The following is a 20,047-nucleotide window of genomic DNA, read 5'->3' as shown; positions in this document are numbered from 1 at the left end:
GGGACGGGGGGCACGGGGGCCGGAATCAGGCGGCGCGCAGGGACACGGTCATCGCCTCCAGGGCCAACAACGGGGCGACGTTGCGGTCCAGGGCGCGGCGGCAGTCGAGCACCGCCTCGATCCGGCGCAACGTGTGCTCCGGTGTGGAGGAGGCGGCGAAGCGGTCGATCGTCGGCCGCAGCTCCGCGTTGCACAGCTCGGTGGCCGCGCCGACCTGGACCGCGAGCACGTCCCGGTAGAAGCCGGCCAGGTCGATCAGGGCCCGGTCCAGGGTGTCCCGCTGGGTGCGGGTGGCCCGTCGCTTCTGCCGGTCCTGGAGGTCCTTCAGCACTCCCGCGGTACCGCGGGGCAGCCGGCTGCCGGCCCCGGACGCACCGAGGGCGGCCCGCAGTTCCTCGGTCTCCTTGGCGTCGGTCCCCTCGGCGACCTGCCGGGCGTCCTCGACGGCGGAGTCCACGAGCTGCTGCGCCGCCTTCAGGCAGCCGCCGATGTCGGAGACCATCTGGGGGATGCGCAGGACCTCCTCACGCCTGGTCCTGGCGCCCTCGTCGGTGGCCAGTCGGCGTGCGCGGCCGATGTGGCCGTGGGCCGCGCGGGCCGCGAACGCCGCCATCTGCGGGTCCACCCCGTCCCTGCGCACCAGCGTGTCCGCGATCGCCTCGGCGGGCGGGGTGCGCAGCACCAGGGCGCGGCAGCGGGAGCGGATGGTGGGCAGCACGTCCTCCAGGGAGGGGGCGCACAGCAGCCAGACGGTGCGCGGCGCCGGCTCCTCCACCGCTTTGAGCAGGACGTTCCCCGCGCCTTCGGTGAGCCGGTCGGCGTCCTCGAGGACGATGACCTGCCAGCGGCCACCGGCGGGCGTGAGGGAGGAGCGGCGGACCAGGTCCCGGGTGTCCTTCACCCCGATGGTGAGCAGGTCGGTGCGGACGACCTCGACGTCCGCGTGGGTGCCGACCAGGGTGGTGTGGCAGCCCTCGCAGAAGCCGCAGCCCGGCGCGGCGCCGAGCGCCCGGTCCGGGCTGACGCACTGCAACGCGGCGGCGAACGCCCGGGCGGCGGTGGCCCGCCCGGAGCCGGGCGGGCCGGTGAACAGCCAGGCGTGGGTCATCGCCGACGAGTCGGGCCGGGCCTCGGCGGGGTCGGCGGTGATCAGGGCGCCGGCGGCCAGGGCCGCCGCGCTGAGCTGGTCCACCACCCGCTGCTGTCCGACCACGTCGTCCCAGACGGTCATGGGCTCCTACCGTTACCTGTGCTCGTGGGGTTGCGGATGGGTCGGGGCGGACGGGTCGGTTCGCCGGAACGGACGGGCCGGCCGGTCAGCGGTGACCGCGGCGGCCCCAGCCGCGGCGGCCCCCCTGGTCCGGTTCTGCCGGGTCCTCGTCACCGTAGTCCACGGCGCCGTCCTCGCGCGGGCCCAACAGCTCGTCGGCGAGGGTCGGCAGGTCGTCCAGCGGGGTCTCCTCCGCCCAGTACGGGCGGCGGGAGCGGCGCCGGGGCCCGCCGGCGTCCGGATCGACCTGCGGCTGGGGCAGCTCACGGGTGCGCTCGACCTCGTCGGCGGGCTGCGGCTCGGGGCGCCAGAGCCACGGGGGGACGCGGTCGGCGGGGTCCGAGTCCTGGTCCGCGGGCCCCGCCGACCGACGGGGTGCGGGGGAGTCGGCGGACGGGTGGGGAACCTGCGGCAGCACGGTGGTCTCGTCCTCGTCGCCCGGGGCGCGCCGGCCCCCGGAGTGGGGCTCGGGACGGTCGGTGACCTGCGGCAACGCGGTGGTCTCGTCGTCGGGTCCGCTGGTGGGGCGCCGGGTCGGCACCGTGCGGGTGTGCTGGTCCTGGTCGTCGGCCGGCGCCTCGTCCTGCACCACCCGCGGGGTCTCCACGGTCCTGGTGTCGTCCTCGGACCCGGGGTGGGGGGCGGCGGGCTGCGGGGTCTGCACGGTGTCCGCCGCGGCGGCCTCCCGTTCCCGGCGGGCCTCCTCCTCCGCGGCCAGGCGCTCCTGAGCGGCCCTGCGCTCCTCCGCGGCCCTGCGCTCCTCGGCCAGCCGCTGTTCCTCGGCCGCGAGGCGCTCGGCCTCGGCACGCCGCTCGGCCTCGCGGCGGGCGGTCTCCAGGCGTTCGGCCTCCGCCTGGCGGCGGGCCTCCTCCTCGGCGAGTCGGCGGGCCTCCTCCGCGCGCAGCAGCGCCTCCTCGGCCTTGCGCTGCTTCTCCAGGCGCCGCTCCTCGGCCTCCTGGCGGAGCCTGGCCTCCTCCTCGGCCTGGCGACGCGCCCGCTCCTCCTGCTCGCGGCGGGCCTTCTCCTCGGCCTCCCTGCGGCGGGCCTCCTCCTCGGCCAGTCGGCGGGCCTCGGCGGCGAGGCGCCTGGCCTCCTCCGCCTTGCGCTCCTCCTCCTTGCGGCGGGCCTCCTCCGCCTCGGCACGCCGGCGCTCCTCGGCCTCCGCGCGCAGCCGGGCGAGCTGCTCCTGCCGCTCGCGTTCCAGGCGCTCCTCCTCGGCCTTCCGCCTGGCCTCCTCCTCGGCGCGCCGCCGCGCCTCCTCGGCCGCCCGGCGTTCGGCCTCGGCGCGTGCCCGGATCTCCTGCTCGGACAGCGGGAGGTCGCGGTCGAGGCGGTGCCGGATGGTGGTGGCCACGTCGTCCGGGTCCTGCCCGGCGTCCACCACGAGGTAGCGGGACGGGTCGGCGGAGGCCAGTGCCAGGAAGCCGTTCCGCACCCGCTGGTGGAACTCGGCCGACTCGGACTCCAGCCGGTCGGGGGCCTCGGTGAACCGTTCCCGTGCGGTCTCGGGCGCGATGTCCAGGAGCACGGTGAGGTGGGGCACCAGGCCGTCCGTGGCCCACCGGGAGATCCGGGCCACCTCGACCGGCGACAGGTCACGGCCCGCGCCCTGGTACGCCACCGAGGAGTCGATGTAACGGTCGCTGATCACCACGGCCCCACGGGCGAGCGCAGGCCGGACCACCGACTCGATGTGTTCGGCGCGGTCGGCGGCGTAGAGCAGGGCCTCGGTGCGGTGGGAGATCCCGGTGGTGGAGACGTCGAGGAGGATGGACCGCAGTCGCTTGCCGACCGCGGTGGCGCCCGGCTCGCGGGTCACCACGACCTCGTGCCCCTTGTTGCGAACCCACTCGGCCAGCATCTCGACCTGGGTGGACTTACCCGCGCCGTCCCCGCCCTCGATGGCGAGGAAGTAGCCGGTGGGCGCGGGACGGGTCCTCGGCTCGGCCCCACCGCGCACCGCTTCCCACAGGTCCCGGCGCAGCGGGACGCCCCTGCGGTGGTCGGTGCGGCCCAGGGCCACCGCGGCGACCGGCAGCAACAGCGCCCCGATGAGGATCAGGACGAAGGAGGCGCCGCCGTGGTCGAAGGTGAACGCGCCCTCCTCCACCCGGTGCGGTCCGATCGCGGCGGCCAGCAGGGGGCCGCCCACGACCGTGACACCGGTGCAGAGCCGGACCACGGCGTGCAGGTGGGCCGTGAGCCGGCCCCGCTGGGCCTCCTCGACCTCCAGGTCCAGCAGTCGGTGGCCGGTGTTGGCGACCACACCCAGGCCGTAGCCGGCCAGCAGCGCCAGCAGCAGCACGGTGGTCAGGTCGGGGACGAGCCCGGCGACGAACAACGCCGAACCGACCACGGCGATGGCGAGGGCGAACAGCCGACGCTGGGAGAAACCGGGCAGCAGGCGCTGCGCCGTCCGGGCTCCGACGACCGATCCGCCGGTCAGCGCCAGCACCAGCAGCCCGTAGGCGATCGGCCCGCCGCCGAGGTCGGCGGCGTGCAGCACGGCGACCGCCACCGCGGCGGCGACGGCCGCGCACGTGGCGGCGGTGCTCAGGACCAGGACGGGGACGGAGCCGGTGCGGCCCTTCGCCCCGGCACCCCCGTGCCCGGGAGCGGACTGGCCCTGCCCGCGCAGCCGCAGGCCCTCCAGCGGGGAACGGAGCCGCGGGCCGCTGGCCTCGGGCAGCTCCAGCAGGTACAGAACGGCGACGGACGCGGCGAAGAGACCCGCGGCGGTGTAGGTGGCGAGCGCGACCTGGTGGGTGTGGAACCAGTCGATGCCGACGGCGAACAGGTTGCTGATCAGGGTGATGCCGATGAGGACCGCGGCGGCTGCCGGCAGGGCGCCGTAGCCGGTCCGCAGGTCCAGTCGACGCAGCGCGTCGAGGTGCTCGGCGGGCGGGCGGACGACGACACCGGGCTTCCTGGGCGCCTTCGCCGGTTTCGCGGCCTTCTGACTGGGTTGGGCGGTCTTCGGACCGGGGCTGGCGGCTGCGGCCTCCTGACCGGGCTTGGTGGGTACTGCCAGGCCTCCGGCGGCCCCTGCCGGTGCGGTTCCTGGGGACGTCCCGGCGGGCTGGCCCGCGGCACCGTCCTCGACCGGGACGCGCACGGTGGGTGCGGCGGCGTCGGCGGGGCGCACGGTCTGGTCCGGGGCGTCGGTCAGGCCGGCGATGGCGACCCTGGCGGCCAGTGGCTCGGGCGGGGTGCCGGGCAGCAGGGCGGGGGTGACGCTGTCCTTGGACACGGTCCACACCCGTTCGGCCGCCCCCACGAGGAACGCGGTGACCAACAGCCACACCACGGCCGAGGACTCGGTCCAGGAGACCCACAGCGGGGCGCAGACCAGCAGGAGCACCCGCAGCACGTCTGAGCCGATCATGGTCCAGCGTCGGTCGAGGGGGCCCTCCGGCGCGGTGAGAGTGGACACCGGCCCGAGCAGCACCACGCCGATGAGCAGGATGCCCGACAGCCTGGCTGCGAACACCAGGGCGACCGCGACCGCCACGCCCCCGTACTCGCCGCCGAACGACAGGGCTGCCCCGGCCGCCTGGACGGCGAGCACGACCAGCGCCAGCAGCGCGAGCCGGTCACCGATGCCCCCCAGGAGCTGCGCCGTCCACAACTTGCGCAGGGCGGGGATGCGTAGCAGGGCTCCGACGGCGCGGTCACGGGCGTCGGCGGTGAGGGCGTCGGCGCCAGCGTCGTTGGTCTGTCCGGTCACGTCCGTGGGCTGGTCGGCACGCGTCATTCCGCCAGCCTATCCGGCGCGTACTCCTTCCCGTCGGGGGCTGGCCGAACAAACGGACGACAGTCGCCGGGGGTGCGGATCAGTGGGGGTCCGTCCCCTTCGAGCTGGGCACGACGACCTCGTTGGCGGTGCTCCGCCCGGCGGCCGCGGTCCTGGCGGTCCCCCGCTTGGCCGCCGACCCACCCGCGGCGGACTTCTTCGCGGGTGCCTTCTTGGCCGTCGTCTTCGCGGCGGCGGTCTTCTTGGCCGTGGACGGGGTGGTCTTCTTCGCGGCGGTCTTCTTCGTCGCCGTCTTCTTGGCCGTGGACTTCTTGGCCGCGGCCTTCTTCACCGTCTTCTTGGCCGGCCCCTTGGCCCGCTTCTCCGCCAACAGCTCGTAGCCGCGCTCGGGCGTGATCGTCTCCACGTCGTCGTCCCGGCGCAGCGTCGCGTTGGTCTCGCCGTCGGTGACGTAGGGGCCGAAGCGACCGTCCTTGACCACCACGGGGCGCTGGGTCACCGGGTCGTTGCCCAGCTCCTTCAACGGCGGCTTGGCCGCCGCCCGTCCGCGCTGCTTGGGCTGCGCGTACAGGGCGAGCGCCTCCTCAAGCGTCACCGTGAAGAGCTGCTCCTCGTCCTGCAGCGAACGGGAGTCGGTGCCCTTCTTCAGGTAGGGGCCGTAGCGCCCGTTCTGCGCGGTGATCTCCTCGCCGGACGCCGGGTCCACCCCGACCACCCGCGGCAGGTCGAACAGCTTCAGCGCGTCCTGGAGCGTGACCGTGTCCAGTGCCATCGACTTGAACAGCGACGCGGTGCGTGGCTTGACGGCGTGCTTGCCGGTCTTGGGGGTGTCCTCGGGGAGCACCTCGGTGACGTACGGCCCGTAGCGCCCGTCCTTGGCCACGATCGGGCGCCCGGTGCGCGGGTCCTCGCCCAGCAGCCGGTCGCCGCTCGGCTTGGCCAGCAGCTCCTCGGCGAGCTCGACGGTCAGCTCGTCCGGCGGCAGGTCGTCCGGGACGTCGGCACGCTGCCCCTCCTTGCCGCCCTTCTCGACGTAGGGGCCGTAGCGGCCCACCCGCAGCACGATGCCGTCCCCGACGGGGAACGAGGAGACCTCGCGGGCGTCGATCGCCCCCAGGTCGGTCACCAGTTCCTTGAGCCCGCCGAGGTGGTCACCGGCCACGTCGGCGGCGGAGCCGGCCTCCGGCCCCTCCTGGTCGGTGCCGAAGTAGAAGCGGCGCAGCCACGGCACGGCCTGCGCCTCGCCCCGGGCGATGCGGTCGAGGTCGTCCTCCATCCGGGCGGTGAAGTCGTAGTCGACCAGACGGCCGAAGTGCTTCTCCAGCAGCCCGACGACGGCGAACGACAGGAACGACGGGACCAGGGCCGTGCCCTTCTTGAACACGTAGCCGCGGTCCAGGATCGTGCCCAGGATCGTCGCGTAGGTGGAGGGGCGACCGATCTCCCGCTCCTCGAGCTCCTTGACCAGGCTGGCCTCGGTGTAACGGGCCGGGGGCTTGGTGGAGTGGCCGTCGGCGGTGATGGCGTCCGCGGTCAGCTCATCGCCCTCGGTGACCTGCGGCAGCCGGCGCTCCCGGTCGTCCAGCTCCGCCTCGGGGTCGTCCCGGCCCTCGACGTACGCCTTCAGGAAGCCGTGGAAGGTGATGATCTTGCCGGAGGCGGAGAACTCCGCTTCCCGTCCGTCCCCGGTCCGTCCGCCGACCCGCACCGTCACCGACTGGCCCACGGCGTCCTTCATCTGGGAGGCGACGGTGCGCATCCAGATCAGCTCGTACAGCCGGAACTCGTCCCCGGACAGACCCGTCTCGGCGGGGGTGCGGAAACGGTCCCCCGAAGGACGGATCGCCTCGTGCGCCTCCTGGGCGTTCTTCACCTTGCCGGCGTAGGTGCGCGGCGCGTCCGGCAGGTAGTCACGGCCGTAGAGCTGCTCCACCTGCGCCCGCGCAGCCGTCACCGCGGTCGCCGAGAGGGTCGTGGAGTCGGTCCGCATGTAGGTGATGTGGCCGTTCTCGTACAGCCGCTGCGCGACCTGCATGGCGCGCTTGGCGCCGAAGCCCAGCTTGCGGGACGCCTCCTGCTGCAGGGTGGTGGTGCGGAACGGCGCGTAGGGGCTGCGGCGGTACGGCTTGGACTCCACCCCGCGCACGCCGAACTCCACGCCCTGCAGGGCCGCGGCGAGCCCCCTGGCCGCCTGCTCGTCCAGGTGCAGCACCCGCGCCGCGGACTTGAGCCGTCCGTCGGGGCCGAAGTCGCGGCCCTGGGCGACCCGGGTGCCGTCCACCGAGGTCAGCCGGGCTCCGAACGTGCCGGGGTCCGAGACGTCACCGGCCCGACCGGTGGCGAAGGTCGCCGTCAGGTCCCAGTACTCGGCGGAGGTGAACGCCATGCGCTCCCTCTCCCGCTCCACCACCAGGCGGGTCGCCACCGACTGCACCCGCCCCGCCGAGAGACGCGGCATGACCTTCTTCCACAGCACGGGGGAGACCTCGTAGCCGTAGAGGCGGTCCAGGATGCGACGGGTCTCCTGGGCGTCCACCAGACGCTTGTTCAGGTCACGCGGGTTGGCGACGGCCTGCTGGATCGCGTCCTTGGTGATCTCGTGGAAGACCATCCGGCGGACCGGGACCTTGGGCTTGAGCACCTCCTGCAGGTGCCAGGCGATCGCCTCGCCCTCGCGGTCCTCGTCCGTGGCGAGGAAGAGCTCGTCAGCGTCGGCGAGCAGGCTCTTGAGCTTGGTGACCTGGGCCTTCTTGTCGCTGTTCACGACATAGATCGGCTCGAAGTCCCGGTCCACGTTCACGCCGAGGCGGGCCCACGGCTCGCTCTTGTACTTGGCGGGCACTTCGGCGGCCCCGTTGGGCAGGTCGCGGATGTGCCCCACACTGGCTTCGACCACGTAGCCAGGGCCCAGGTAGCCCTTGATCGTCTTCGCCTTGGCCGGCGACTCGACGATGACGAGTCGGCGGCCGTTGCGCGCGGTCTCGCTGGTCGGGGACAACTTCGCTCTTCTCTCCGGGTCGAAAAGGGTGACGTCGCGGAGTGTGACCGTAACCCAGCCCCCCGTGTCAAACGGGAAAAGCCCACAACGCCACTCGAACGGTAACCCGACAACCGGTATTCATGCCGCACGGACCGCCGCCCATGTCCGATTCGTCATCATACAGACACACATTGTCTAAGATCGGCTTTATGTGCGATCGGGGGCCGAGACCCGCCGGTCTGCCCACGGAGCCCGACCGGCCGCCTCCGGGTGCGGCGGGGAACCGCGGGACGGGGCGGGGCGCCGTGCCGACCGGCCCGGACCGACGCCCGGGGAGCCGGCGCTGACGGTGCGTCGGTGCGTCGGTGCGTCGGTGCGGATTCGGCGCCGTCCCCGTACTGGTTGGGCGCCGGGAACCGAGCCCCCCACCCAGCGGCGTCACTCCCCTGAAAAGATGATGGCAGACGAGCGATACGGAGGCTGTCCATGTCCGATCAATCACCTTTCGGCCCACCGCCACCCCACTCCGCCCCCGACGGTTCCACCCCGCCGCCACCGGCGGACCCGGGCCAGCCGGGTTACGGGGCGGGGTACGGACAGCCCGGGCCCGTCGCGGGTGGTTACGCACCGGGAGGGTATGCGCCGGGGGGTTACGGGTACCCCGGGCCGGCGGGATACCCCGGGTACCCGCCCGGGTACGGGGACCCCATGGCGCCGTACGGCTACGACCCCTACGGCCGTCCCTACTCGGACAAGTCGAAGACCACCGCCGGCCTCCTCCAGATCTTCCTCGGGTGCTTCGGCGTCGGCCGCTTCTACACCGGCCACACCGGAATGGCCGTGGCGCAGCTACTGACCTGCGGCGGCCTGGGCATATGGGCCCTGATCGACGGGATCATCATCCTCACCAGCGGCACGGTCACCGACGCCCAGGGGCGCCCGCTCCGTGGCGGTTGACGCCGGAGCCCCCGGGGGGCGGCTGCGCCAACGGGTCAACACCGCCCGCCACGGGCTGCGCAGGCGCCTCACCCACCCGGCCGCGGCACCGATCGGGCTGCTGCTGGCCGGGCTCGCCGGCTGCGTCTACCTCTGGGGGACGAACCCCCACGAGTCGGGCTCGCTGCTCCCCCGCTGCCCGTTCAACTGGCTCACCGGACTCGACTGCCCCGCCTGCGGCGGCACCCGGATGACCTACGACCTGCTCCACGTCGACCTGGTGGCCGCCTGGCACGACAACGCCGCGCTGCTGCTCGTCACCCCCCTGGTGGCGGTGCTCGTCGCGCGCTGGCTGGTCGAGGGGCTCCGCGGCCGGCGCTACCGCTTCCGTCTGGGCGCCCGGGGCACGGCGTCGGTGCTCCTCCTCGCGGCCGTCTGGGGTGTGACCCGGAACCTGTGGTGAGCTGGCGCCCCGCCCGGCTCACGGCTCCAGGAAGCCCTGCTCCACCAGGAGGCGGATGGTGTCCGGAGTCCTGTCCCGCAGCAGTACCGGGTCCTCCCCGATCAACTGGGCGATGGCGTCCAGGATGGTGCCCGCGGGCAGGGTCCCGTCGCACGCGCCGGCGAACCCGGCGCCCACCGTGTCCACCCGCGTCGCGCGGCGCAGCCCCCGTTCGTGCCGCAGCACCAGGTGCTCGGGGTCCTCCGCGCCCGGGACCCCGACCTGCTCCTGGACCACCCCGTCGGCGAGCCGCAGCCGGGAGGTGAGCAGTCCCGCGTCGTCGTGGGCACGCAGGAAGTCCTGACGGTCGAACCAGCGTTCGAGATGCTCCCCCAGCGGCTGCTCCACCGGGTGCGGCCACTCCTCGATCCGGACGACCGGGTGGTCCGCGCCGGACCTGCGCAGGGTGATCCATCCGAAGCCGATCCCACTGACCCGCTGCCGCTCGAACCCGCCCAGCCAGGCGTCGTAACGCGCGGCGTAGCGTGCCGGGTCGGAGAGGTGGTCCCCACTGTCCCGGAGCCACAGCTCGACGTACTGTGCCGGGTCCTGCACCTCACGCTGGATCACCAGCGCGTCACACCCGGTCGGGCGGACCCAGTCCGCGAGCCGGTCCCGCCAGTCCTGCCCCTCGACGTGCTGCCAGTTGGCCAGCAACTGGCAGTAGCCGCCGTCGGCCAGGTGGTGGGCGGCCCGCGTGACCAGCGTCCGGCACAGGTCGTCGCCCTCCATCCCCCCGTCCCGGTAGGTGTGCCTGGTCAGGGGCGACGGGACCGCGGCGGTGGGGACGGACGTCGGTGGCGCGGGCGAGATGACGTACGGCGGATTGGCCACGACCAGGTCGTAGCGGGCCTCGCCCACGGGCTCGAACAGGCTCCCGCGCACCAGGTCCACGTTGTCCACCCCGGACAGGGCCAGGGTCAGGGCGGCGAAGTGCAGCGCTCGCGGGTTGACGTCCGTGGCGGTGACCCGTCCCGCGTGGCGCGAGGCGTGCAGCGCCTGGACACCGGAGCCGGTGCCGATGTCGAGGGCGGTGCCCACCGGTCGGCGCACGGTGATCCCGGCCAGCGTCGCCGAGGCCCCGTACGCCCCCAGGACCACGTCGGCAGGCCGCCCCGCGCTGCCCGAACCGCCAGCCGAACACCCGAGGTCGGACACGATCCACCAGTCGGCGGCGGCCCCGCCGGGACGCGGTGCCGGCTCGCCCGCGTAGGGACGGATGTCCACGGTGGCCCGCACCGCGTCCTGGTCGGCCCCGTCCCCGGCCGGCTCGACCCAGCCGCCGGCCAGGCACTGCTCGACGGGCAGCGCGGCCTCCGCCTGTTCGCGGGGCACGTCCGCCCCCAACAGGAACAACCGCAGCAGGGTCTCCAGCGGGCTGCCGCCGTGGGTGACCCGCAGGGCGGGGACCACCTCGTTCCTGGCCAGCGCCGCGTAGGCGGTGGCGCCGAGGAGGTCCCGACAACCGTCCGGGGTGAAGTCGGCGCGGCGCAGCGCGGTGCGCAGGACGGCGCAGGTGGCGGGGCTGGGGCTGGGCAGCCGGTGCATGCGGGGGGTTCTCCAGCGAGTCGGTGGCCGGCGGGCGCTCGGGGGAACGGGCGGACGCCGCGGTCAGTCGGCGGCGTCCTGCGACGCCGTTCCGGAGTCGGAGGACGCCTCCGGGGCCGAGGAGGAGGCCTTGCAGCCGGGCTGTTCCGCCATGGCTCGTCCGGTCTCTCCGGTGCCGAGCTTGCGCAGGGCCTCACTGTCCATCTTGCCCAGGGCCTGCTGCTCCTTGCTGACGTCGGTGAGGCCCTCGGCGAAGTTCCCCTGGTTCTTGGTGTCGAGCTCGTCCACCTGCTGCTTGAGGTCCTCGTACGCCTTGGCGGAGTTCCGGAGCTGTTCGACCGCGTCGCGGTGGAGCTGCTCGCCGTCGTCCACCGGTGGCGGGCCGGCGCCGTTCACGTCGTCGGCCAGCTCACGGTAGGAGGTCGCGGCGGTGTCCATGTCCTGGGAGAGGCGCTTCTTGAGGTCCGCCGGCTTCTCGCCCTCCTTGACCACCCCGGTGTCCTTCTCGGCCTGCTCCGCCCGGTCCAGGAGCGTCTTCATCGAACCGCAGACGTCCTTGGCCCAGGCCTCCATCTCCTTGGAGTTGTCGTCGCCCCCGCCGCATCCCGCCAGGGCGAGCGCCGCCAGGGCCGCACCGGCCAGTGCAGTGGCCACCTTCTCGTTCACCGCTTCTGTCCCTTCCATGGCTCGTGCGCTCCGGAACATACACGGCGCCAGGGAGGGGGACCGACGGGCGGCTGGTCAGGCGGGGGGCGGGGCGGGGCGGGGCGGCACGGCGGAGGGCGGGCGGCGCGGGGGTTTCCGCGCCGCCCGCCCCGGTGCCCCTTGGGTGCTGGTGGGGCTGGATTCCGCCGGTGCGGTCCCGTTGTTCCCNGCGGGCTAGGAAACGATCACGTGGTCGGGGGCGGGATTGGGGGTGTCGGTGTGGTCGTCACTGCCCATGGCGATGCCACGCCGCTTGGAGACGTAGACCGCCCCGACGATGACCGCGAGCGCCGTCACCGCCGCCACGACCCGCACCGCGAGGTTCTCGTCCTCGCCGAAGCTGTAGGTCACCACGGCGGGGGCGATCAGCAGCGAGACCAGGTTCATGACCTTCAGCAGCGGGTTGATCGCCGGCCCTGCGGTGTCCTTGAACGGGTCACCGACCGTGTCCCCGATCACCGTGGCGGCATGTGCCTCGCTGCCCTTGCCACCGTGTGCCCCGTCCTCCACCAGCTTCTTGGCGTTGTCCCAGGAGCCACCGGAGTTGGCCAGGAACACCGCCATCAGGGTGCCGGCACCGATGGACCCGGCGAGGAAGGCCCCGAGGGGACCGACGCCCAGGCTGAAGCCGACCGCGATCGGGGCCATCACCGCGAGCAGACCCGGTGTGGCCAGTTCGCGCAGCGCGTCCCGGGTGCAGATGTCCACGACCCTGCCGTACTCCGGCTTCTCGGTGCCGTCCATGATCCCGGGACGGGTGCGGAACTGGTTGCGGACCTCCAGGACCACGGCACCGGCCGACCGGGACACCGCGTTGATCGCCAGACCGGAGAACAGGAACACCACGGCCGCCCCGAGCAGGAGCCCGACGAGGTTGTTCGGCTGGGCGATGTCCAGGTTCAGGCTGAGGTCGCTGGGCGTGCCCACGTTGCTCACCTCCTCGTCCACCGCGTCGGTGTACGAGCCGAACAGGGCCGTGGCCGCGAGCACCGCGGTGGCGATGGCGATGCCCTTGGTGATGGCCTTGGTGGTGTTGCCGACCGCGTCGAGTTCGGTGAGCACCTGGGCGCCCTCGCCGTGCACGTCCCCGGACATCTCGGCGATGCCCTGGGCGTTGTCCGACACCGGCCCGAACGTGTCCATGGCCACGATGACACCGACCGTGGTGAGCAGGCCGGTTCCGGCGAGCGCCACGGCGAACAGGGCGAGCATCAGGGTGCTGCCGCCGAGCAGGAAGGCGCCGTAGACGCCGAGGCCGATCAGCACCGCCGAGTACACCGCCGACTCCAGGCCCACCGACATGCCGGCGAGCACCACCGTCGCCGGGCCGGTCAGCGAGGTCTTGCCGATGTCCTGGACCGGGCGGCGGTTGGTTTCGGTGAAGTATCCGGTGAGCTGCTGGATCAGGGCGGCGAGCACGATGCCGATGGCGACCGCGACCAGTGCCAGCACCCGCGGGTCACCGTCGTGGCCACTGATCTCACCGGGAACGTTGTCCAGTTCCGCGTAGCTGGACGGCAGGTAGGCGTACACGGCGATCGCGACCAGGATCAGGGAGATGATCGCAGAAATGAAGAAACCACGATTGATCGCCGTCATTCCGCTGCGATCATTCACCCGCGGGGAGACCGCGAAGATCCCGATCATTGCTGTGATCACACCGATCGCCGGCACCAGCAAGGGGAATGCGAGGCCCGCGTCACCGAACGCCTTCATGCCCAGGATCAACGCGGCGACGAGCGTCACCGCGTACGACTCGAAAAGATCAGCGGCCATGCCGGCGCAGTCACCGACGTTGTCGCCCACGTTGTCGGCAATGGTCGCGGCGTTCCGCGGGTCGTCCTCGGGAATGCCCTGCTCGACCTTGCCGACCAGGTCGGCGCCGACGTCAGCGGCCTTGGTGAAGATGCCGCCGCCGACCCTCATGAACATCGCCAGCAGCGCGGCACCGAATCCGAAACCCTCGAGCACCTTGGGGGCGCTCTCCTCGTAGATCAGCACCACCGAGGCAGCGCCGAGCAACCCGAGGCCGACGGTGAACATGCCGACCACGCCACCGGTGCGGAACGCGATCCGCATCGCGGAGTGCGAGACGCTTTTCACGTCGATCGCTGACTTGGGGGCCGTGAACTCGTCGGAGCCCCCACCGGCCTGCACGGGGACGCCCGGCGTCGCCGCCCTGGCCGCCGCGGCCACCCGCACGTTGCTGCGGACAGCCAGCCACATGCCGATGTACCCCGTGGTCGCGGAGAACAACGCCCCGACCACGAAGAAGATCGAGCGCCCGATCCGTTCGTTCCAGTCGTCCGCGGGGAGCAGCATGAGCAGGAAGAACACCACTGCGGCGAAGACGCTCAGGGTGCGGAGCTGGCGGGCCAGATAGGCGTTGGCCCCCTCCTGCACCGCCGCCGCGATCTCCTTCATCTTCGGCGTGCCCTCGTCGGCGGCGAGCACCTGACGGACCAGAACGCCGGCAACCACCAGGGCGGCGAGCGCCACCGCGGCGATGACCAGGATCATGGCCCGGTTCCCCCCGGTGAGCACGGCCTCGACCTCGCCGAACTCAGCGGCGAAATTCCATCGCCCGACAAGATGATCAGATAGCACGGGGTGATCTGATGGCATGAGATGATCAGGTGGCGGGCCGGAGGAAATGATCTCTGCGGCCTCGTTTCCGGGGAAGGCAGACCCCGCCATTCGTCCTCCTTGATGTTTGGCACGTGTGTGCCGCGGAGGTCCTAGCGACCGCGGAACAGTCGCGACCATCGACGGTGCGCACGTAACTGCTCGGCCGTGTGGGCATGAAGAGCATCCCCGCCACGGACCTGGATCGTGGGAAGCAAGGGACGAGGGGGATTCTAAGGATCAGGGCATGATCAAAACAGGGCACGACAGACCATCGTCACTTCTGTTCGCCCCTGCCAGTGAAAGGAATTGCAAGCCACTGACGCGTGAATCACCGGGAACTGGTTAATACAATGCTTCAAGGTTTAAATACGCTCGGTGGCGGGAATCCCCAAAGGGTTGACCGCGCTGCCGGGCGCGGTCCGGCACACCGCGACGGGCGGTCGCCGGTGGGCCAGAAGGCCGTGCCGGCACGGCGTGAAAAGATCAAAGGCATTGGGGCGTGGTCTCATCGGAGATCAATTCCGGATTGGGGTCCCCGGATTGGCCTGATCAAAATGCCCCGAGGCGAGAAGCGCGAGGCCCGAGAAGCGCGCTGGGCCTCAGCGGAGCGGGACAGGGGCGGGCCGGCTCGGCAGGGCACCGCCGGACCGAGCTGGCCCGAGCCGGACCACGGCACACCCGCCCTGGACCAAACTGGACCGAACTAGACCGACGAGAAACAGGCTCCCGATCCCGTGGTGGGCGTGAGCCAGCCAGGGAACGCCTGCTGGGACGTGAGCCGGAACACCCGGCGGCACGGTACGGGGCGTCGGTGCCCGCGAAGGCTGCCGGACCCGGCGCCGGGACTCCCGGCGAGGGCGGCGGGGACTCCCGGCGAGGGCTCGGGGCTTGGCCGGGCGGGGGCTTGGCCAGGCGGGGGGCTTGGCCGGGCACACGGGATAGGCCCCGAACGTCAAGCGTGGGGGCGTGGCGCGGGACGGGCTGTTGTTGGAGTGGGTTGCCCCAGCGATCCGGGTGGCTCAGGGCAGGAGAGAGGCTGGTGTGACGGGCCAGGTCATCCTGATCGTTCCGCCTTCCTCGCCGCTGGAGACCTCAAGGTCGTCGACGAGGCCGCTGATCACGGCGAGCCCCATCTCGCTCTCCTCCCCGGCCTCCTCGCCAGGCGCGCCGGCGGACACGGCGCCTTCCGGCACCGCGTCCCCGACCTCGATCGAGAACTTCTTCTCGTCCTCGACCAACACCACACGCACCGGTTGGTCCACACCGCTACCGCGGTGCAGGCCGACCGCACGGCTACAGGCCTCACCCACGGCGAGCCGGACCTCGTCGAGGATGGACTCGTCGACCCCGGCACGCCGAGCCACCGCCGCGGCAACCAACCGCGCGGTCCGCACGTGCTCGGGAAGTGCACTGAAACGCAGCTCGACGGTGGCCATGATCTCCCCCTCGGTCCTCGGACGCGCCGCACAGGGACCGGACGCACCGTCCGGTTGCCCCTGTCCGCCGACCCTACGCGGTCGTCAGTCGGTCGCGGCGACAGCCTCTTCAACCGAGGTGTGAATCGGGAAAACCTTCGTCAGTCCGGTGATCCGGAAAATCTTCAAAATTCGCTCCTGGTTGCACACCAGACGCAGCGAGCCCTCGTGTGCGCGCACACGCTTCAGGCCTCCGACGAGCACACCGAGGCCGGTGGAGTCCAGGAAGTCAACGCCTTCCATGTCCACCACCAGGTGGTAGCTGCCGTCGTTGACGAGCTCGACGAGCTGCTCACGCAACTTCGGCGCGGTGTACACATCGATCTCGCCACCGACATCGACGATCGTGCGATCACCGACGGTACGGGTCGACAGGGACAGGTCCACGGATCCTCCAGCACCTTGCATCGAGCGGTCGCCCCCCATGGATCGGCAGCCGCCATGGCATTCAATCACTTACGAGCAGGCGAGCACGACGCCTTCACGCGATTGTCCGTCACGCCAGTGACACACTGAGTGTCAATGGCCCACGATTCCTTCCCACAGGCGACGCGCGGATACGCAGGTCCCGGCGCGGTACTCCGGCGGTTGGCCGCCGGACCCGGCAGAGACCAACGCATCACTCATATGGAGCACTTGCCCCCGCGCGTGGCTCGCCATGCCCCCTGGCCTGGAGGAATCCACCCGGCGGTGGTGGCAGCGGTGCGGACCAGGGGCGTCGAACGGCTGTGGGAGCACCAGGCGCGCGCCGCCGCCGCCGCGCTGGAGGGCCGCTCGGTGGTGGTCGCCACCGGGACCGCGTCGGGCAAGTCCCTCGCCTATCTCCTCCCGGTGCTCAGTTGCCTGTTGGACGGGGCCCAGGCACCGAACGGCCGTGGCGCCACCGCCCTGTACCTGGCGCCGACCAAGGCGCTCGCCGCGGACCAGCGGCGGTCCGTCGCCGACCTCGCCGAGGACCTGAAGCCGGGCGTCCGCCCAGCCGTCTACGACGGTGACACCCCGGTCGAGGAACGCGAGTGGGTGCGGCAGCACGCGAACTACGTCCTCACCAACCCGGACATGCTGCACCGCACCGTCCTGCCCGGCCACGCCCGCTGGTCGTCGTTCCTCCGTGCCCTGCGCTACGTGGTGGTCGACGAGTGCCACGTCTACCGGGGGGTCTTCGGCTCGCACGTCGCCCAGGTGCTGCGGCGGCTGCGGCGGGTCTGCGCCCGTTACGGCGCGGACCCGGTCTTCCTCCTCGCCTCCGCCACGTCCGCCGAGCCCGGCGTGTCGGCGAGCCGGCTGACCGGGCTGGAGGTGATGGAGGTCACCGAGGACGGATCGCCGCGCGGTGAGGTCGTCTTCGCGCTGTGGGAACCGCCACTGACCGAGCTGAGCGGGGAGCACGGCGCCCCGGTCCGACGCACCGCCGCGGCGGAGAGCGCGGAGCTCCTGGCCGACCTGGTGCGCTCGCGCGTGCGGTCGGTCGCCTTCGCGCGTTCCCGCCGGGCCGCTGAGGTGATCGCGATGGTCGCCCAGGAGCGCCTGGCCGACGTCGATCCCGCGCTGCCCGGCCGGATCGCCGCCTACCGGGGCGGGTACCTGCCGGAGGAACGCAGGGCCCTGGAGCGGGCGCTGCACTCCGGGCGGCTGCTCGGGCTCGCCTCGACCTCCGCCCTGGAGCTGGGCGTGGACGTCTCCGGGCTGGACGCGGTGCTGCTCGCGGGGTATCCCGGCACCCGGGCCTCCCTGTGGCAGCAGGCGGGGCGGGCCGGGCGCGCCGGGCAGGGCGCGCTGGCCGTGCTGGTGGCCCGGGACGACCCCCTGGACACCTATCTGGTGCACCACCCCGAGGCGCTGTTCCAGCAGCCCGTGGAGTCCACCGTCCTGGACCCGGACAACCCGTACGTGCTGGCCCCGCACCTCTGCGCGGCAGCGGCGGAGATCCCGCTCACCGACGGGGACACGCAGATATTCGGGCCCTCCGCGGCGGAACTGCTGCCCCAGTTGGAACGGCGCGGGCTGCTCAGGCGCCGGGACCTCACTGTCCAGGCTCGCCCACCGGCCGGCGAGGGCGACGACGAGCCCAGCGCGGTCTGGTACTGGACCCGGCGGGAACGGGCGGCGGACCTCACCGACATCCGCGGTGCCGGGGGCCGGCCGGTACAGGTGGTGGAGGAGGGCACCGGACGGCTCCTGGGCACCGTGGACGCCTCCGCGGCGCACACCGCCGTCCACGAGGGCGCCGTGCACCTGCACCGGGGCCGCACCTACCTGGTCAGCACCCTCGACCTGGCGGACTCGGTCGCCCTGGTCAAGGAGGCCGATCCGCCGTACACGACCATGGCCAGGGACACCACCTCGGTCTCCGTCCTGGACACCGAGACGGAGGTGCCGTGGGGGCAGGCCCGACTGTGCTTCGGCTCCGTGGAGGTCACCAACCAGGTGGTCTCCTTCCTGCGCCGCAGGGTCATCACCGGCGAGGTCCTCGGCGAGACCCGGCTCGACCTGCCGCCGCGCACCCTTCGTACCCGGGCCGTGTGGTGGACGGTGACCCCCGGCCAGCTCGAGGAGGGGGGGATCCACCCGGAGGAGCTGCCCGGGGCGGCCCACGCGGCGGAACACGCCTCGATCGGCATGCTGCCGCTGTTCGCGACCTGTGACCGCTGGGACATCGGCGGTGTCTCGGTGCCGCTCCACCCCGACACCGGGTTGCCGACCGTGTTCGTCTATGACGGCCACCCCGGGGGCGCGGGCTTCGCGGAGCGGGCCTTCGGTACGGCCCAGGCGTGGCTGACCGCCACCCGGGAGGCCATCGCCTCCTGTGAGTGTGACTTCGGCTGCCCGTCCTGCATCCAGTCCCCGAAGTGCGGCAACGGCAACGAACCCCTCGACAAGCAGGGTGCGGTACGGCTGCTCGACCTGCTGCTGTCCTGCGCCGGGGACCCCGGCGCCGTCCCCGCCCAACGCGCCGGGACAGGCCCCGTGGAGACCCAGGACGTCGGCGCCTGACCACGGCCGCCGTGGCGCCGTGCGGCGCCACGGAGGGCCCGCACCCGCGCCCACCCTCCGGCACTCGACCGTCAGAGCGAAGGGAACGCGCTGACCGCCCCCGCCGCGCACTGTCCGACCTGGGCCGCACGCCACCTCCGGTGACGCGCGGTGGAACCCCCGGCCCTGGCCGCGTGGGACCCCGAACCGCCGCGCGGAGGCGAAGCCCGGCTCCCCCTGACGGGCACGCCCGGCGGGAACACCGGGGGACGTCGGGCCGGCACGGGAACGGGCCCTCGCCACAGGGAACCCGCGCAGGGAACCGGCGACCGCCTCGACCACGACGTCCGCGATATCGCCCCGCACCGCGCAGGAGACCAGTGCGGTGCCGTTGGCCACCGCCACCCGGGCCGCGGTCGCACACGCCTGCCGTGATCCGTCCAACGCTCGATCGGCCGCCGCGAGAGCGGCCAGGTCGGCCGCGGCACCGGCGCGGTGCCGGGCCACCACGGCCTGCGCGACGCCCAGGACCGCCGCCAGCGCAGCAACCGCGGTCATGGCCAGCGCCATCGTCCACACCGTTGCCGAACCGCGGTCCCGGCCCCTCACCGCGCCTCCCCGGCCACACTGTCCTCGGCCAGCGCGGTGGCCGTCGCTCCCAGCTCGACGGAGAGCAGCGCGGCGAGCCTGCCGGGGCCCGGGGCGTGCGCCCGCACCCGCACGAGCACCATGTCCCCCCGCACCTCGGCACGCACCCGTGCACCCGCTGGAGCGGCCTCCCGGGCGGTCGCCAGCACCGCGGAGCGGGACTCGGACCGTGCGGCGGCCCGCGCACCGGCACGTGCCGCGTCCACACAGCGGATCTGCGCCGCCGCGGCCAGCACCCCCCAGAGCAGCATCGCCATCAACAACACCAGGGCCGGCAGCAGGACCGCCGTCTCGGCCGTGACGTAGCCCCCGTCACCCCGCCGCCGCGGCGCGCAACGCCGCCGGAGCCACCTCAGACCGCGGTCAGAACGTCGCATGGAGCGCCCTTTCCACCATTGCGCTCAACGCCGAGGTGACCGTGCCGCTGGTGACGACCCGGTACAGGACGGCCGCGAAGGCGCACGCCGCCACCGTGCCCACGGCGTACTCGGCCGTCGTCATCCCCGCGTCGCCGCCTCCCGGACCGCCACCCCGCAGCGCGGCCAACCGGCCGCGGAACCCCCGAACCCCTGCCATCACTCCCCCGATCTCCCGGCGTCCCGAACGGGACACCCATGTGTTGTGTGGT

The 20,047-nt window shown here is 72.8% G+C and carries 13 protein-coding genes and 1 pseudogene; 3 read left to right on the top strand and 11 right to left on the bottom strand.

The features are described from left to right. Positions 1-25 precede the first annotated feature (25 nt). The 3 genes from A3IG_RS0124195 to topA all read right to left on the bottom strand — a co-directional run bounded on the left by A3IG_RS0124195 (position 26) and on the right by topA (position 8,022). The gene (locus A3IG_RS0124195) at positions 26-1,231 is read right to left on the bottom strand and encodes a DNA polymerase III subunit delta' (protein WP_018386180.1); all 1,206 of its coding nucleotides are present in this window, start codon (positions 1,229-1,231) and stop codon (positions 26-28) included. An 85-nt stretch (positions 1,232-1,316) separates the two neighbouring features. Beyond that, on the bottom strand, positions 1,317-5,024 hold the full coding sequence (tmk, locus tag A3IG_RS31120) for a dTMP kinase (protein WP_018386179.1): 3,708 nt from the start codon (positions 5,022-5,024) through the stop codon (positions 1,317-1,319). A gap of 79 nt (positions 5,025-5,103) precedes the next feature. Further along, positions 5,104-8,022, bottom strand: a complete 2,919-nt coding sequence (gene topA, locus A3IG_RS0124175; protein WP_018386178.1) for a type I DNA topoisomerase — start codon at positions 8,020-8,022, stop codon at positions 5,104-5,106. A 468-nt stretch (positions 8,023-8,490) separates the two neighbouring features. On the opposite strand from topA, the gene A3IG_RS33045 reads away from it, so the two are divergent. Together A3IG_RS33045 and A3IG_RS0124165 are read left to right on the top strand one after the other, a co-directional pair. After that, positions 8,491-8,961, top strand: a complete 471-nt coding sequence (locus tag A3IG_RS33045; protein WP_040912225.1) for a TM2 domain-containing protein — start codon at positions 8,491-8,493, stop codon at positions 8,959-8,961. Next, a complete protein-coding gene (locus A3IG_RS0124165) occupies positions 8,951-9,403 on the top strand; it encodes a DUF2752 domain-containing protein (RefSeq protein WP_018386176.1) in 453 nt (150 codons plus the stop codon). The genes A3IG_RS33045 and A3IG_RS0124165 overlap by 11 nt, the downstream gene beginning before the upstream one ends. An 18-nt stretch (positions 9,404-9,421) precedes the next feature. On the opposite strand, the gene A3IG_RS0124160 is transcribed toward A3IG_RS0124165, so the two are convergent. The 5 genes from A3IG_RS0124160 to bldG all read right to left on the bottom strand — a co-directional run bounded on the left by A3IG_RS0124160 (position 9,422) and on the right by bldG (position 16,185). Beyond that, complete coding sequence (locus tag A3IG_RS0124160) at positions 9,422-10,990, bottom strand: DUF7059 domain-containing protein (RefSeq protein WP_018386175.1); 1,569 nt, start codon at positions 10,988-10,990, stop codon at positions 9,422-9,424. 63 nt (positions 10,991-11,053) lie between these two features. Next, positions 11,054-11,674: a small secreted protein gene (locus A3IG_RS0124155; RefSeq protein ID WP_157862334.1), complete on the bottom strand. Its 621-nt coding sequence runs from the start codon at positions 11,672-11,674 to the stop codon at positions 11,054-11,056. A gap of 195 nt (positions 11,675-11,869) precedes the next feature. Then, positions 11,870-14,215 (bottom strand): sodium-translocating pyrophosphatase, encoded by a 2,346-nt coding sequence (locus A3IG_RS0124150; protein ID WP_236719247.1) that lies wholly within the window; start codon positions 14,213-14,215, stop codon positions 11,870-11,872. A gap of 1,127 nt (positions 14,216-15,342) precedes the next feature. Next, positions 15,343-15,759, bottom strand: a complete 417-nt coding sequence (locus A3IG_RS0124145; RefSeq protein ID WP_018386172.1) for an ATP-binding protein — start codon at positions 15,757-15,759, stop codon at positions 15,343-15,345. Positions 15,760-15,843: 84 nt separating this feature from the next. Beyond that, a complete protein-coding gene (bldG, locus tag A3IG_RS0124140; RefSeq protein ID WP_018386171.1) occupies positions 15,844-16,185 on the bottom strand; it encodes an anti-sigma factor antagonist BldG in 342 nt (113 codons plus the stop codon). 135 nt (positions 16,186-16,320) lie between these two features. Between bldG and A3IG_RS0124135 the strand changes: the two genes are divergently transcribed. Next, on the top strand, positions 16,321-18,792 hold the full coding sequence (locus A3IG_RS0124135; protein WP_078500902.1) for a DEAD/DEAH box helicase: 2,472 nt from the start codon (positions 16,321-16,323) through the stop codon (positions 18,790-18,792). Between the two features lie 312 nt (positions 18,793-19,104). Here A3IG_RS0124135 and A3IG_RS33040 read toward each other — a convergent pair. From A3IG_RS33040 to A3IG_RS0124125, 3 genes and pseudogenes are all read right to left on the bottom strand, one after another. Then, positions 19,105-19,329, bottom strand: a pseudogene (locus tag A3IG_RS33040) (Rv3654c family TadE-like protein); the annotation flags it as partial. Between the two features lie 47 nt (positions 19,330-19,376). After that, on the bottom strand, positions 19,377-19,796 hold the full coding sequence (locus A3IG_RS0124130) for a TadE family type IV pilus minor pilin (protein WP_018386169.1): 420 nt from the start codon (positions 19,794-19,796) through the stop codon (positions 19,377-19,379). Further along, positions 19,783-19,995: a DUF4244 domain-containing protein gene (locus tag A3IG_RS0124125; protein WP_051087623.1), complete on the bottom strand. Its 213-nt coding sequence runs from the start codon at positions 19,993-19,995 to the stop codon at positions 19,783-19,785. The genes A3IG_RS0124130 and A3IG_RS0124125 overlap by 14 nt, the downstream gene beginning before the upstream one ends. Positions 19,996-20,047: the final 52 nt, after the last annotated feature.

Source organism: Wenjunlia vitaminophila DSM 41686, assembly GCF_000380165.1.
GTDB classification, from domain to species: Bacteria; Actinomycetota; Actinomycetes; order Streptomycetales; family Streptomycetaceae; genus Wenjunlia; species Wenjunlia vitaminophila.
The sequence above is the reverse complement of the archived record's forward strand: the minus strand, read 5'-3'. Positions and strand labels throughout refer to the sequence as shown.

Excerpts from the sequence above, each read along its gene's own strand:
- A3IG_RS0124150 (WP_236719247.1), bottom strand. The coding sequence starts at position 14,215 with ATGATCCTGGTCATCGCCGCGGTGGCGCTCGCCGCCCTGGTGGTTGCC.
- A3IG_RS0124195 (WP_018386180.1), bottom strand. The coding sequence starts at position 1,231 with ATGACCGTCTGGGACGACGTGGTCGGACAGCAGCGGGTGGTGGACCAG.
- tmk (WP_018386179.1), bottom strand. The coding sequence starts at position 5,024 with ATGACGCGTGCCGACCAGCCCACGGACGTGACCGGACAGACCAACGAC.
- A3IG_RS0124160 (WP_018386175.1), bottom strand. The coding sequence starts at position 10,990 with ATGCACCGGCTGCCCAGCCCCAGCCCCGCCACCTGCGCCGTCCTGCGC.
- A3IG_RS0124155 (WP_157862334.1), bottom strand. The coding sequence starts at position 11,674 with ATGGAAGGGACAGAAGCGGTGAACGAGAAGGTGGCCACTGCACTGGCC.
- A3IG_RS0124125 (WP_051087623.1), bottom strand. The coding sequence starts at position 19,995 with ATGGCAGGGGTTCGGGGGTTCCGCGGCCGGTTGGCCGCGCTGCGGGGT.
- A3IG_RS33045 (WP_040912225.1), top strand. The coding sequence starts at position 8,491 with ATGTCCGATCAATCACCTTTCGGCCCACCGCCACCCCACTCCGCCCCC.
- A3IG_RS0124130 (WP_018386169.1), bottom strand. The coding sequence starts at position 19,796 with ATGCGACGTTCTGACCGCGGTCTGAGGTGGCTCCGGCGGCGTTGCGCG.
- A3IG_RS0124135 (WP_078500902.1), top strand. The coding sequence starts at position 16,321 with ATGGCCCACGATTCCTTCCCACAGGCGACGCGCGGATACGCAGGTCCC.
- A3IG_RS0124145 (WP_018386172.1), bottom strand. The coding sequence starts at position 15,759 with ATGGCCACCGTCGAGCTGCGTTTCAGTGCACTTCCCGAGCACGTGCGG.